11 protein-coding genes and 5 tRNA genes are annotated in these 13,551 nt (G+C 42.5%); 3 read left to right on the plus strand and 13 right to left on the minus strand.

The window, feature by feature from the left end; genetic code table 11:
- Window positions 1–14: 14 nt before the first annotated feature.
- The 13 genes from ACMX2I_RS20920 to ACMX2I_RS20980 form a co-directional block, all read right to left on the minus strand.
- Window positions 15–1,523 (minus strand): NADH dehydrogenase subunit 5, encoded by a 1,509-nt coding sequence (locus ACMX2I_RS20920; protein ID WP_414958235.1) that lies wholly within the window; start codon window positions 1,521–1,523, stop codon window positions 15–17.
- Between the two features lie 1,056 nt (window positions 1,524–2,579).
- Entirely contained in the window at window positions 2,580–3,203 is a 624-nt protein-coding gene (locus ACMX2I_RS20925) for an undecaprenyl-diphosphatase (RefSeq protein WP_414958374.1), read from the minus strand.
- Between the two features lie 333 nt (window positions 3,204–3,536).
- Window positions 3,537–5,339 (minus strand): glutamine--fructose-6-phosphate transaminase (isomerizing), encoded by a 1,803-nt coding sequence (gene glmS, locus ACMX2I_RS20930; protein WP_414958236.1) that lies wholly within the window; start codon window positions 5,337–5,339, stop codon window positions 3,537–3,539.
- Window positions 5,340–5,769: 430 nt separating this feature from the next.
- Window positions 5,770–7,116, minus strand: coding sequence for a phosphoglucosamine mutase (gene glmM, locus ACMX2I_RS20935; RefSeq protein ID WP_087992008.1), 1,347 nt, complete (start codon window positions 7,114–7,116; stop codon window positions 5,770–5,772).
- An 18-nt stretch (window positions 7,117–7,134) separates the two neighbouring features.
- Window positions 7,135–8,580 (minus strand): CdaA regulatory protein CdaR, encoded by a 1,446-nt coding sequence (cdaR, locus tag ACMX2I_RS20940; protein ID WP_414958237.1) that lies wholly within the window; start codon window positions 8,578–8,580, stop codon window positions 7,135–7,137.
- Window positions 8,573–9,394 carry a diadenylate cyclase CdaA gene (cdaA, locus tag ACMX2I_RS20945; RefSeq protein ID WP_087992006.1) on the minus strand — a complete coding sequence of 274 codons (822 nt, stop codon included), beginning with the start codon at window positions 9,392–9,394 and terminating at the stop codon, window positions 8,573–8,575. The genes cdaR and cdaA overlap by 8 nt, the downstream gene beginning before the upstream one ends.
- 161 nt (window positions 9,395–9,555) lie before the next feature.
- A complete protein-coding gene (gene rsiW, locus ACMX2I_RS20950) occupies window positions 9,556–10,182 on the minus strand; it encodes an anti-sigma-W factor RsiW (protein WP_087992005.1) in 627 nt (208 codons plus the stop codon).
- 13 nt (window positions 10,183–10,195) lie between these two features.
- Window positions 10,196–10,759 carry an RNA polymerase sigma factor SigW gene (gene sigW, locus ACMX2I_RS20955; RefSeq protein ID WP_087992004.1) on the minus strand — a complete coding sequence of 188 codons (564 nt, stop codon included), beginning with the start codon at window positions 10,757–10,759 and terminating at the stop codon, window positions 10,196–10,198.
- Window positions 10,760–10,987: 228 nt separating this feature from the next.
- Window positions 10,988–11,059 (minus strand) — tRNA-Gln (locus ACMX2I_RS20960).
- A 4-nt stretch (window positions 11,060–11,063) separates the two neighbouring features.
- Window positions 11,064–11,148, minus strand: a tRNA-Tyr gene (locus tag ACMX2I_RS20965).
- A 17-nt stretch (window positions 11,149–11,165) separates the two neighbouring features.
- Window positions 11,166–11,238 (minus strand) — tRNA-Thr (locus ACMX2I_RS20970).
- Window positions 11,239–11,242: 4 nt separating this feature from the next.
- Window positions 11,243–11,318: transfer RNA gene (locus ACMX2I_RS20975), tRNA-Val, on the minus strand.
- A 3-nt stretch (window positions 11,319–11,321) separates the two neighbouring features.
- Window positions 11,322–11,396, minus strand: a tRNA-Glu gene (locus tag ACMX2I_RS20980).
- 180 nt (window positions 11,397–11,576) lie between these two features.
- Here ACMX2I_RS20980 and ACMX2I_RS20985 point away from each other — a divergent pair.
- The 3 genes from ACMX2I_RS20985 (at window position 11,577) to murQ (ending at window position 13,551) form a co-directional block, all read left to right on the plus strand.
- On the plus strand, window positions 11,577–12,032 hold the full coding sequence (locus ACMX2I_RS20985) for a DUF523 domain-containing protein (RefSeq protein WP_414958238.1): 456 nt from the start codon (window positions 11,577–11,579) through the stop codon (window positions 12,030–12,032).
- A 12-nt stretch (window positions 12,033–12,044) separates the two neighbouring features.
- Complete coding sequence (locus tag ACMX2I_RS20990) at window positions 12,045–12,527, plus strand: GNAT family N-acetyltransferase (RefSeq protein WP_414958239.1); 483 nt, start codon at window positions 12,045–12,047, stop codon at window positions 12,525–12,527.
- Between the two features lie 109 nt (window positions 12,528–12,636).
- On the plus strand, window positions 12,637–13,551 hold the full coding sequence (gene murQ, locus ACMX2I_RS20995) for an N-acetylmuramic acid 6-phosphate etherase (RefSeq protein WP_414958240.1): 915 nt from the start codon (window positions 12,637–12,639) through the stop codon (window positions 13,549–13,551).

Here is a 13,551-nt window from a genome sequence, read left to right on the forward strand (position 1 = left end):
CATTGATGACCTCCTTATGATAAATATTGTTTAAGGTAGTCTGGATGTCTCTCTACTGTCTTTGGTTTTGCTTCACCTAATCGCACTAACCAAAGATAGAGTACTGCGAAGAAAACTGAAGAACGATGACGAGCAACCCACGTACCTAAAGCACTGCCAAATAGTAAGAGACATACGACAATGATCACAGCTGACATGGGAGGCTGAACACTTTGAAAAGCGATTGTATGCAACCACTCATAGAAGAGGCTATGAATGATAAAATATACGAGAGCTGCTCCTCCTAAAAATGTTATGCCAACAATTCGGCCAAGTCTCCCCTCTCCAAAAGCTACGAGCTGAGTCCAAGAAACGGACAATGACCACCCTAAGATTAGCGCACTAATGAATTGATACCCCTCACCAGGAGCTGTAAGCCAAAAAGAAACCCCTATAACTAAGGATAAAATCCGACCAGCCATGATCCATAAATAAGATGTTCCTTTATTAGCGCCAGCCAATACTTCATGAGACCGTACCGCTGAACCAGCTTGTAAAAACAACGTAGCTTTGAATAAACCATGTAAAATAAGATGAATAATGGCAGCTACATACGCACCTAATGCACACTGAATGAGCATAAACCCCATTTGTCCGATCGTGGAGCCTACTAACTGGCGTTTATAGTCAACCTGGACTAAACTAATGCCAGTTCCAATCAATACAGAGATCCCAGCAAGCATAAGTAAAATAATCGAAGCTATACCGCCATTAAATAGAGGTGAAAACCGGGCTAGTATAATCCCGCCTGCATTGACTAAACCTGCGTGCATAATCGCAGAAACAGGAGTTGGAGCAACAATAGACTCAATTAACCATCTTTGGAATGGCCATTGAGCTGCGGGAATGATCACTGCTAATACAATCAATAGTTGAATCCCTGTTCTCTCCCATCCCCCCAGTTGAGCTAAACTTTCATTTGTTAAAACCAATGATAACTGCCATTGGCCTGTGACTTGAAAAAGCCAAATCATCGCGAAAAACAAAGAAAACCAACTTAACAAAAATAAACGGCCAGAAACCTTGGCTGCTTCACTAGCCACTTGCCAAGCACTGTTTAACCTGATAAGTAAGGTTAAACCGACAAGAGTTGCTCCCCAAAAAACAACCATCAGGCGGAGATCACCACTTAACCATGCAATTGAAGCAGCACCTGTAGTGAAAGTAAAAAGCGCAAAATATTTTCGATAAGATCGATCCCCCATTAAGTAACGTACAGAAAAACGCTGAATGATTAGGCCAATTGCTAAAACAAAGAAAGCCATTAACCAAGCTAAGGAATCTAAGTACCAAGGGCCCACATTTCCATTCACACTGCCATTGGCAAGAATGACTAAGGATACCAACGGTGGTAAAGCCAAAATACCAATATGAATGCGAATAAAGCTCAAGGGTACGCGTGGATGTAAAAACAATAGTCCGCTTATCCCAGATGCAATAAGCATCATAAAAAATAATGTTAATAATGATGACGAAACTAACATTCTAACTTCTCCCTTTTTAAATGTCATTATTGTTCAAAAGACCTTTAAGTCAGATCATATTTTTCTATCATTTATTACAATTTTTATTCATCTCTATTTTTTTCCAATAAAAAAACCGACAACTTCAAAATTTCAATGATGATTTTAGATCATTGAATCTTGAAAATTGTCGGCTTCACTTCAACTAACTTCAGTGAAGTTTTTTGAAGAGCTACCTTATTATTGGTCATTTAGCTTTAAGCTATATTTTAACTTCCTTCTAAAGGAATCATCGTTAAAACTTTCATTTAGTCCCTTGATTATAAAATAAATCGATTTATGTTACTTTTCCTTTTTAATATTAGAATACTTTTTCATCCAGTCAAGATTTAAAATTAAATATTCAAAAGAATGCTAAAGGCCTAATGATTTAGAATGGCGAAAATAAACATCTGCACCGATTATTACGTTACGTATAAGATATGCTAAATTTTAAACATTGTCAAGATGTTGGAATACGGAGAATGAAGTATGAAATCTTGCTTTCCCTTTAAATATACATCCTGAATCTTTATCCAAGGCCTATGATATCTACCATTCTAATTTTTTTGTAGAAATACAAGAAAAATTTTATAATCATTTTTCTATTTTCTTGTTTAGTAAATAACTGAGTTCAATTAGGAACTATAAATGAATACTGGTTCCTACTTTATTTTCAACAGCCTTAACGACCAAGAAATTGAACTAGCTGTTGTGGATATTGTTATAGCTAGAATTCCCCAATTTCTCCGTAGATGTCACTTTCCCTGAAAATACCTTCTTTATATTTTCATATTCTAAACATAGCCATCTTTAAAACAAAAAAACCATTTGGCTAAAACTGTAGCTGTGAAATAAAGGATGATCAAAAATAACACATGAACCTTCAGTTTACGGCAAATTTAAAGAATCCATTTAGAAAAAAAGATAGAGCAAAATGGATTCTACAGTTTTGAATACAGATGGAATCTTTATAAAAGAGTTTGATCATTTTAGGTTACGATTTTTTGAACATTAGCACCCGATTGATGAATAAATCTAAAAGTTTTTTGACTTGTTTTCCTTTCTTTTGAAGCGATAAAGAAACATGTTTTCACATTTTCCATAAATTTTTATGGTAGTTTGAGTAACATTTAGTTTAGGGATTGTTAAATATATAAAAGTTGAAACTGCTAGGCTTATTAATACTCCTGCTAGAACATCAAAAGGATAATGAACCCCAACCCATATACGTGAGACTCCCACAAGAACAGCTAACAATACCCATAAAATTGACCAGCCTCTCTTAAAGAGCCAGAATGAAATACAATATGAGAAGAATAAAATTGTATGGTCACTTGGAAAAGAATTGTCTTTTTCTTTATGTATCAGTTTATTAACCTCTCCCAATTCAACAAAAGGTTGATAATTCGAGTGAAATACCCCTGCAACCTTCCCTATCGTAAAGGCACAAATGAAAGCGATAGATGCACAAAGAATCATAATTCTATTATCCGTATCTCTTGTAAACCAAATAAAAAGAACACTTAGTGCAAGTAAAAAAACCATATATTCAGCAATAAAACTAAATACAGGATTCAAAAAGGGATGTTCTTTTCCTAAGTCATTAACTAGTCTAAACAGTGATATATTAACTTCTGAAATATCCAAACCCAACACCATCCAATCTCTTTTTAGAACATAATAAAAGAAAATTAGATGACCTGCCATCGAATCAAATTACATTATTTGAGATTAAAGTTACATTTTTGTAAGAGTGTTGTCACATCATTTATGTAAAAAGGGGACTCAATATCAATTGGAATCCCCTTATAATTTTTAGTTACCTGCCTCTTTAGTTAAAATAGAAAAATACCCTTAGACAAAAATTATCTAAGGGAAAAAGCATCGCAACATTTTTATAAACGTCGTAACTTTATTTTAAACATCACATCTTTTTTACAAAAATCGCGACTTTATTTCAAAGCCACAAAACAACCAAAGGGGTTAAACATTTTACTCCACAGTAACACTCTTCGCAAGGTTACGAGGCTTATCAACATCACAGCCGCGATGCAGTGCAGCATAGTAAGCGATCAGCTGCAATGGAACAACAGAAACCAATGGAGCAAGCGCTGGGTTTACTTCCGGCAGTACGAATCTGTCATCCGCATCGTCTAGGCCTTTCAGTGAGATGATGCATGTGTTTGCTCCGCGAGCGGCAACTTCTTTGACGTTTCCGCGGATGCTTAGGTTTACGTGCTCTTGTGTCGCCAGTGCGAATACTGGTGTACCTTGTTCGATCAAGGCAATCGTGCCGTGCTTCAGCTCTCCGCCGGCAAAACCTTCAGCCTGGATGTATGAAATCTCTTTCAGCTTCAGTGCGCCTTCGACACATACGAAGTAGTCAAGGCCGCGTCCGATGAAGAAAGCGTTTCTGGATACAGTCAAGTATTCACGTGCGATCATTTCCATTTCGTCTTTCTGGTCGCAAAGGGCTTCCATTGCGTTTGCAGCGATACCAAGTTCTTTGACGAGGTCAAATCCGATATCAATGCCGTTTTTGTCTGCAGCTACAGATGCAAGAACCGCAAGAACTGCGATTTGTGCAGTGTATGCTTTCGTTGACGCAACAGCGATTTCAGGGCCTGCATGAAGCAGCAATGTGTAATCAGCTTCACGAGAAAGCGTTGATCCCGGTACGTTTGTGATTGTCAGAGCTTTATGTCCGAGCGCTTTGACTTGAACAAGTACCGCGCGGCTGTCTGCTGTTTCTCCGCTTTGAGAAAGGAAAATGAAGAGCGGTTTCTTAGACAGGAGCGGCATGTTGTAAGAGAATTCACTCGCTACATGCACTTCAACCGGCACACTTGCCCACATTTCAATATATTGTTTACCGACAAGTCCTGCATGGTAGCTTGTTCCGCAGCCAATGATATAGATGCGGTCCGCTTCCGCTACAGCGGCAGCGATATCGCCAGGCACAGACAGCTTGCCGTTTTCATCTTGATACGTTTGGATGATTTTGCGCATCACAACAGGCTGCTCATCCGTTTCTTTCAACATGTAGTGAGGGTATGTGCCTTTTTCAATATCACTGGCATCCAGCTCAGCGATATAAGAAGCACGTGTAATGACGTCACCATCAAGGTTTTTGATGACAACTTGATCATCAGTGACGATGACCATTTCTTTATCCATCAGCTCTACGTATTCATTGGTCACTTGAAGCATTGCCATCGCATCAGATGCTACGACGTTGAATGTATCTCCAAGACCGACTAATAGAGGGCTTTTGTTTTTCGCTACAAAAATCGTTTCTCTGTTTTCGTTGTCGAATAAAGCAATTGCGTAAGAGCCTTTTAACAGTGTAAGTGTTTTGCGGAACGCTTCTTCTGTTTCAAGTCCTCCGTTGACAAATTGCTCGATTACTTGAACAACTACCTCTGTATCGGTGTCACTTTTGAGCTCTACATCTTGCAAATACTCTTGTTTCAGCTGAACATAGTTCTCGATCACGCCGTTATGAACAAGTGTAAAGCGGCCCAGTGCGCTTTGATGCGGGTGAGCGTTCAGATAGCTTGGTTCGCCGTGTGTTGCCCAGCGAGTATGGCCAATTCCGGCTTTCGCCTCTGCATTGGCATCCACAACTTCACGAAGATCAGCAATGCGTCCTTTTTCTTTGAACACATGGACCCCCTGTTCGTTGGCAACAGCGATACCCGCAGAGTCATATCCGCGGTACTCAAGCTTTTCTAACCCTTTCAGTAAAATTTCCTTCGCATCAAGCTGACCGATATAACCTACGATTCCACACATAATTTCTTCCTCCTAAGATTGTAAAAGGAGACGAAGAAAGTCGAATTTCAAGGGGACTTTCAATCGTCCCCTCCTACATGTTTTTGGAAGATCATGTGATTTCTCTTTGTGCAAGGAGTCGCCTCCTCGGTTTGAAGAAATCCTTACGGCTGTGATCTGCATAATCAGCCGGGAGGCATCCGCCGAAAATTCGATAACCTCCATCCTCGTCAACTAAGCCTTTTTTCGGGCGCTTAGTCCGGGCGCTATAATTATAGGTGAAGCAATAATCCCGTCTATTCTTCCTCAGAGAAAATAAGAACAAGACAAGCTTGATTTTACAGCATGTGCCATGCACGGTCAATTGTTTTTTAAACAACTTTGCCGCATGTCTCACCATTATCATATGTAAACCTCGCTTGTCTTGTTCGCTCTCTGATGATAGGCTTCGTTACTCCAATCCCATTTCTGACCGCACAACTTCAGCAATGCGATTTACGTATTCATCGCACAGCTCTTTCGTTTTCGCTTCAGCCATAACACGGACGAGCGGTTCAGTGCCTGAAGGGCGCACCAAAATCCGGCCGTCGCCGTTCATTTCTTTTTCAACTTCAGAAATAACAGCTTTTACTTTTTCATTTTCTTCGACTTTATATTTATCAGTTACTCTCACATTGACTAACAGCTGCGGGAACTTCTGCATTTCAGCTGCAAGCTCTGACAGCGGCTTCCCTGTCGCTTTCAATGTGTTCATCAGCATAATAGCAGACAATAATCCGTCCCCTGTCGTGTTGTAATCAAGGAAAATAAGATGTCCTGACTGCTCACCACCGACATTGTAGCCGTCATGTTTCATCGCTTCTACTACGTAGCGGTCGCCGACAGCTGTCTGAACGCTTTTGATGCCCTCTTTTTCGAGCGCCTTATAGAAGCCGAGGTTGCTCATCACGGTTGAAACGACTGTATCATCCTTTAAGCGGCCCTCTGATTTCAGGTATTTTGAGCATATGTACATGATTTGGTCGCCGTCAACGATATTTCCTTTTTCATCGACCGCAATCAGGCGGTCGCCGTCACCGTCGAACGCAAGGCCGAGATCGGCGTTTTTCTCTTTGACAAACGCGCTGAGCGCTTCTGGATGTGTCGATCCGACGCCGTCATTAATGTTTAACCCGTTCGGGGAAGTGCCCATTGTTGAAACATCTGCATCTAAATCAGCAAACAGGTGTGTCGCCAAGGACGATGTAGCGCCATGAGCACAGTCGAGCGCCACATGAATGCCTGTGAAATCTTCATCAGCTGTCTGTTTTAAAAATTGCAGATATTTTTGGCCGCCTTCAAAATAATCATTTACAAGCCCGAGATCGCCTCCGACCGGTCTTGGCAGCTTATCCTCCGGTTCGTCCATCAGCCGTTCAATTTCAGCCTCCTGTTCGTCGGAAAGCTTAAATCCGTCTCCCCCGAAAAACTTGATGCCGTTATCCTGCACTGGGTTGTGAGAGGCAGAAATCATGACGCCTGCCTCTGCATCCATCGCTTTTGTTAAATAAGATACACCAGGTGTAGAAATGACACCCAGACGCATGACTTCTGCGCCAATGGATAAAAGTCCGGCGACAAGGGCTCCCTCCAGCATATGGCCGGAGATACGTGTATCGCGGCCTATCAGCACTTTTGGACGTTGTTTGTCTTTTGTCAGCACATATCCGCCGAAACGTCCGACTTTAAAGGCCAGCTCAGGTGTAAGCTCACTATTGGCGACACCTCTTACACCATCTGTTCCAAAATACTTGCCCATTTTATAATCGCTCCTTTTTTATTCTGATGATGATTGTGAACCCGAAGTAGATTCATCCTCATCCTGATCTTGGTTTTGATCTTTATGTTCGTCTTGTTTTTGATCATTGCTGTTTTTCGTTGTATCTTCTTGCTGGTTGTTCTTTTGATCATTCGTTTGTTGACCTGTGTCATCCTGGTTCCCTGATGTATTGCTGCTGTTGTCATTAGTTGATGTATTGCTTTTTTTAGACGTCAGCTTGATTTTGGCGTTTTTCTGTCCCAAGGACCAGGTTACATTTTGAGGCCCGTTTACTTCAAGCTTCACGCTATGCTCCCCGTCATCTAAATCTGAAACATTCACATACAATTCAATATCTGATTTTTCCAGTTTTTTTATATTGCTGGGAGAGCCTTTAGCCGTCACGTCTATCGCTTGCGAATCAGGATCTAGAAATTCAATGTTTTGCGAGCTGCTCAGCCCTACAGTCTTAATAGAGACATTCTCAAACTTCTGATCCGCTTCACTATCTACTTCTATATGCAAAGTCACCTTTGACGGCGAGATTTTTTTGACGCCGTCAGGAAGCGGAATATCTGCCTCGATATCGGAATCCTTGTTAATTTTGCTTAAATCTAAGCTGACGCCGTCTATAAATTCAAGAGAATCCAACACATCCTGCGAGCCGTAAACCGTTACCTCACTGGGGCTGGATTCAATATTCGCTATACTGACACCGTCAGGAAGGCTTCCTGTCCGTTCAATTTTAAAGGGTACTTTTTTACTTGGGCTTGTCACCGGAACGGTAATCTTGATGACCGAGGGCTCCACGTCCACAGGAAGCGCGTTTCCGTCCTTATCATAGACAGTCACTTTTGCCTCTTTTTCAATCGTTTCATCTGCGTTTTCCAGGTTCACTGAAGCTTTCACAAGAGAAATATGATCAATCACATCTTTAGACCCGGTAATCTGCACATTTTTCGGACTGACAATCGGCTGCTCCGGAGAATAGCCTTTTTTCATCTTGCTTTTATTGTAGTACTCCACTTCTACGGGAAAGCTTTTGGTCATCCGTTCTTGAATCGTAACTGTCGTAACAGACGGATTGATTGAGATTGTCAGCCCATCCGACACGTTTTTGGCCTTTAGCTCAACCTTATGTGTGCCGGTTTTTAAATTTTCCATGTCGGCATATATTTCAAAATTCTTGGTCTGTCTAGCCTTTTTCACAGCACTTGTCGAGCCTTTTATCGTGACATTAACCGTTTGCGGAACACCCGTCACGACGTAGTTTTCATCATCATAATACGCTTTGACCGGAATGTCGGTCAGTGTTGCCTCATCAATGGTTGATGTCGGAAAGAAAGATTCACCCGGTTTTTTCGGAGTCGGTGCTTGATTGCTGTTGACCGCCACATAAAGCAAGAGCGCGAAAAGCAGAGCAATAATTTTCACAGCCCAACGATTGTTTAAGAATTTATCCATTTTTCTTGCCCCTCCAATACCAGCGGTTAGAAGAAGTGTCTTTGGTGTTTTTCTTAAACTCGGCTTCAAGCATTTCTTTCAGCGCTTCTTCGGTCAGCTCTCTGTGAAGGTCGCCGTTCTTTGCCACACTGACGCCGCCGGTCTCTTCAGACACAATAATCGTCAAACTGTCTGTCACTTCACTGATACCGACAGCCGCTCTGTGCCGCGTACCCAGTTCTTTTGAAATAAACGGGCTTTCCGAAAGCGGCAGATAACAGGCGGCAGCGGCAATTTCATTATTCTTCATAATCACAGCACCGTCATGAAGCGGGGTGTTCGGTATAAAAATGTTGATCAGCAGCTCAGAGCTGACTTTGGCATTCAATGGTATGCCGGTCTCAATATAATCGCCCATTCCAGTGTCCCGCTCTATGGTCAGCAGGGCGCCTATACGGCGTTTCGCCATATAATTGATCGCTTTTGTGATTGCCTCAATCGTTTTCTGCTGCGCTTCCTCCACAGGCGTGCCGCTCCTTGAGAAAAAGCGGCCCCGGCCAAGCTGTTCAAGCGCTCTTCTCAGCTCAGGCTGAAAAATAATAATAATTGCTAAAAATCCCCATGTTATCGCTTGGTCCATCAGCCATTGAAGCGTGCCGAGGCCCAAATATTGGCTGGCCATACGAACAAGCACGATCACGACAATTCCTTTTAACAGCTGAACCGCTTTCGTGCCGCGTATGACCATAATAAGTTTATATATCACATACCAAACAAGGAGAATATCAACGGCATTGCCGAGGTACTGCAAAAAAGGGATATCCTCAAAAGCCATTTCCTCGTCCTCCAAGATTTCAGTCATTTCGTATTTTTGTGTTTTACGTGTTACGCATATGTACTTAACATAGCGAGCCCATTATACCACATTTCGATTCGGCAAGTGAAATGCGCCAGCCCTTACAGCCCGTAAAAAAAGAGCAAAGCGGCTGACACGCTTTACTCTTTTTCGTTCGGTTTTAATGCATTGAGTACACTTTTCCCCGCAGACTTCAATTTATACCATGTCCAGTCAAATAATTGATTGATTTCTTCAATCTGACCGGTGACTTGTCCAGCAGAGGCCATATACTTTTCGCCATTTACGACGGTTACATCCCCGTCTATTTTGCCTTTAATAATCAGCTTGCCGTTTTTGACAGTGACATCACCTTTGACCGTCTCACCTTCAGGCACGATCACAGTATGGTTCTGCACCACAAGATTCGGCTGCTTAGACACGCTGAAGTTGTGGTCATTATGCCAGCTGTTTAAAAAACCTCCGCCCATCAAAATGATGAATACCGCAGCAGCTGCGATAACAGGATGGGTTCTGAACCACCTTTTCACAGAAGCTCTTTTCTTCTCCTTAGGCAATTTCGCCATGACATTAGCGGTAAAATCCGCGGGGGCTTCGACATGCGATGTGCTCCGGACGAGTGCTATAGATTTTTCCATCTCATAAAAATGCTTTCTGCATTTCTCGCATGTCTCAAGATGTTCATTTAATACGTGTTCATCTTTTGGAAGGATATCTCCATCAAGATGCATATGCATAAGCTGCACAATTTGTTCAGGACAGCTCATTTCATCACCCCACTTAAAGATCCCTTAATTGTTTTCGAAGAGCCTCTCTGCCTCTGTGAATCCGCGTTTTCACAGTCCCCACAGGAATGTTTAGAATCTCGCCGATTTCAATTAATGAGAGTTCGTCAATATACTTTAATACGATAACTGTTCTGTATTTGTCAGGAAGCTTTAAAATTTTCTGCTGAATCGTGTTTGAGAGCTCCAGCGACACTACTTCATCTTCTGGCAAAACTCCGTCTGCGGCGATTTGCGAATACATGGTCAAGCCTTCCGTACCAGCCACCTCTGCATCGAGGTAATAATCCGGCTTCTTTTTGCGAATGCGGTCAATAGTCAAATTGGTCGCGATTCGATAAAGCCAAGTTGAAAATTTCCGGTTAATATCAAAACTGTCGATATTAACGTACGCCCTGATGAAAGCCTCCTGTGCAATATCCTCTGCCTCATGCACATTGCCAAGCATACGGTAGCAAAGCTGATAAATTTTATCCTTGTAAATATCTACGATGTCCGCAAATGCATTTTGGTCGCCTTTTTTGACTTGCTTAATTCTCTTTTTAATCATCATTTCCATATTTATCTAACCTCTGCCTTCACCGGTCTGTATGTATACGAGCTTCGTTTTAAAAGGTTTCAATTTTTTATAAAATAAGTTTAACAAATTTTTGGCAGGGTGTAGATGGTAATTCGTGAATAAACTACCTTAACATATTTTTAAAATTATTATACAGACTGAACAGTTAGAAGTTGGAATGATTTTCACAAAATAAAAAAGACACCTTTTGGTCAAAGGTGTCTGTGACTGGGCTAGCTGGATTCGAACCAACGCATGACGGAGTCAAAGTCCGTTGCCTTACCGCTTGGCTATAGCCCAATAATGGTGGAGGGGGGCAGATTCGAACTGCCGAACCCTGAGGGAGCGGATTTACAGTCCGCCGCGTTTAGCCACTTCGCTACCCCTCCGTATTTTGCAAAGACAGTGCCGGCAAGAGGACTTGAACCCCCAACCTACTGATTACAAGTCAGTTGCTCTACCAATTGAGCTACACCGGCAAGATGGTGGAGGATGACGGGCTCGAACCGCCGACCCTCTGCTTGTAAGGCAGATGCTCTCCCAGCTGAGCTAATCCTCCAAATGGTGACCCGTACGGGATTCGAACCCGTGTTACCGCCGTGAAAGGGCGGTGTCTTAACCGCTTGACCAACGGGCCGTTTGTGTTCTCGTCGAGCTGACAAAAGTTATTATATACAGGTTACCCCCTGTTTGTAAAGAGAAAAATTAAATTTTTTATTTTCAAACTTTTTAACTCCTTTTTTAACTGAAAAAGCCTCCCAACATTAGTCATTTATTTTATGATAGAGACAAGCTAAGCAAGAGAGGAGAAACCAATATGATTCTAGTCAGTTCTTGCCTTGGAGGCATTGAATGCAGATACAACGGCTCTCACGCCGCATCAGAGAAAATCAGAAAACTCGTCGATGAAAATAAAGCAGTCATGGCTTGTCCTGAGCTTCTCGGCGGCTTTCCCACTCCCCGTGAGCCTGCAGAAATCATCGGAGGCACCGGCGAGGATGTTCTCAATGGAACCGCTAAAATCGTGACAGCTTCAGGAGAAGATGTAACAGAGTTATATATGAAAGGCGCCGCTAAAACATTAGCTTACGCAAAAGAAATCAATGCATCCGCTGTCATATTAAAAGAAAACAGTCCATCGTGCGGAAGCAATTTCATTTATAACGGCACATTCACTGGCAAAAAAATCGCCGGCAGCGGAGTGACCGCCGCACTGCTAAAACAAGCGGGCTGCCGTGTCATTTCAGAAAACCAGTTAGACGACATATTGTAAGGAGGGCACCCCATGACTCAAGACATTTCTTTATCCTTCTATAAACCTGAACATTCGCCGGAACTTCAATCATTCACCCTAAACAACGATGACAAGCGCTTTACCTCTCTCCCCAAAGAGGTGCTGACTCAGGCCTTAGGCATACAGGACCGGTATCCGGCTGTCATCTTAAATGACAATCTGCCAGTCGGCTTTTTCATTTTATATACATCAAAAGAAACGCTTGCTCCCTATACTAGCAATCCATTTGCTTTACTGCTCAGCTCCCTGTCTTTAAACGCTGTACATCATGGAAAAGGCTATGCAAAAAAAGCAATGCTTCAGCTTCCATCGTTTGTGAGCAGTTATTTTCCATGGTGCGATGAAATCATTTTGGCCGTCAATCACCTAAACACACGCGCAAAACACCTTTATATGAAAAGCGGGTTCCTAGATAAAGGACGGCGAAAAATCGGGCCGCTCGGAGAACAGCTGATTCTTCATTATTTCCTATAGTCTCGGGTGAAATAAAATTTCAACAAATATAAAACCCAGTTGAAATATCATAACGGAAGTGAATATACTGAATAGTAAGATACATCATTTTAAAACAGGGGGCATCCTCATGTCAGAACTATTAAACCTTCACCGGCTTACAACAGAATCACGCAATAGCCAAACAGCGGAAATCCACAAAACAAACACTCTCGGCATCCTCAAGATGATCAACAAGGAAGATTTGAAAGTCGCTGCCGCCGTTCAGCAGGTTCTCCCTGATATTAAAACAGCTGTAGACTGCGCATACAACTCGTTTCAAAATGGTGGCCGGCTCATATACACAGGCGCCGGCACAAGCGGCAGACTCGGTGTCATGGATGCTGTTGAATGTCCTCCCACCTACAGCGTAAGCCCAGATCAGGTCATCGGAATTATGGCTGGAGGCCCCAAAGCATTTTTGCAGGCAGCAGAGGGCATTGAAGACAGTGAAGAGGCAGGAGCGGAAGATTTAAAAAACATACAGCTTACGTCAAACGACACCGTCATTGCCATTGCAGCAAGCGGCCGCACACCTTATGCCGCAGGCGCCCTCACATACGCCCGTAAAGTAGGAGCACACGCCATCGCCCTTACCTGCAATGAAAATTCCGCCATCAGCAAGGAAGCGGATCACAGCATTGAGGTTGTTGTTGGCCCTGAGGCCATTACAGGATCAACACGTATGAAAGCCGCAACCGCTCATAAAATGATTCTAAACATGATATCCACCGCAGTAATGGTCAAAATCGGCAAGGTTTACGAAAACTTGATGGTAGACGTCAACGTCAGCAATAAGAAACTAAAAGAACGAGCCATCAGCATCATCCAAAGCCTCACTAACGCTTCATACGACACAGCCAGACATACACTGGAACAAGCCAATCATCACGTCAAAACGGCAATCCTCATGCTCAAAACAAGCACAGATCAAGAAAAAGCTAAAACATTGCTTGATGAAGCAAACGGTTTTATAGACAAAGCAATCGAAAACTACCATTCATGA

Origin of the sequence: Bacillus sp. SW14 (assembly GCF_047608225.1) — a bacterium.
Taxonomy (GTDB): domain Bacteria; phylum Bacillota; class Bacilli; order Bacillales; family Bacillaceae; genus Bacillus; species Bacillus subtilis_G.

What these genes read in the sequence shown, in the direction of transcription:
- ACMX2I_RS20920 (WP_414958235.1), bottom strand. Translation starts at nt 1,523, where the DNA reads ATGTTAGTTTCGTCATCATTATTAACATTATTTTTTATGATGCTTATT.
- ACMX2I_RS20925 (WP_414958374.1), bottom strand. Translation starts at nt 3,203, where the DNA reads ATGGTGTTGGGTTTGGATATTTCAGAAGTTAATATATCACTGTTTAGA.
- glmS (WP_414958236.1), bottom strand. Translation starts at nt 5,339, where the DNA reads ATGTGTGGAATCGTAGGTTATATCGGTCAGCTTGATGCGAAGGAAATT.
- glmM (WP_087992008.1), bottom strand. Translation starts at nt 7,116, where the DNA reads ATGGGCAAGTATTTTGGAACAGATGGTGTAAGAGGTGTCGCCAATAGT.
- cdaR (WP_414958237.1), bottom strand. Translation starts at nt 8,580, where the DNA reads ATGGATAAATTCTTAAACAATCGTTGGGCTGTGAAAATTATTGCTCTG.
- cdaA (WP_087992006.1), bottom strand. Translation starts at nt 9,394, where the DNA reads ATGGCTTTTGAGGATATCCCTTTTTTGCAGTACCTCGGCAATGCCGTT.
- rsiW (WP_087992005.1), bottom strand. Translation starts at nt 10,182, where the DNA reads ATGAGCTGTCCTGAACAAATTGTGCAGCTTATGCATATGCATCTTGAT.
- sigW (WP_087992004.1), bottom strand. Translation starts at nt 10,759, where the DNA reads ATGGAAATGATGATTAAAAAGAGAATTAAGCAAGTCAAAAAAGGCGAC.
- ACMX2I_RS20985 (WP_414958238.1), top strand. Translation starts at nt 11,577, where the DNA reads ATGATTCTAGTCAGTTCTTGCCTTGGAGGCATTGAATGCAGATACAAC.
- ACMX2I_RS20990 (WP_414958239.1), top strand. Translation starts at nt 12,045, where the DNA reads ATGACTCAAGACATTTCTTTATCCTTCTATAAACCTGAACATTCGCCG.
- murQ (WP_414958240.1), top strand. Translation starts at nt 12,637, where the DNA reads ATGTCAGAACTATTAAACCTTCACCGGCTTACAACAGAATCACGCAAT.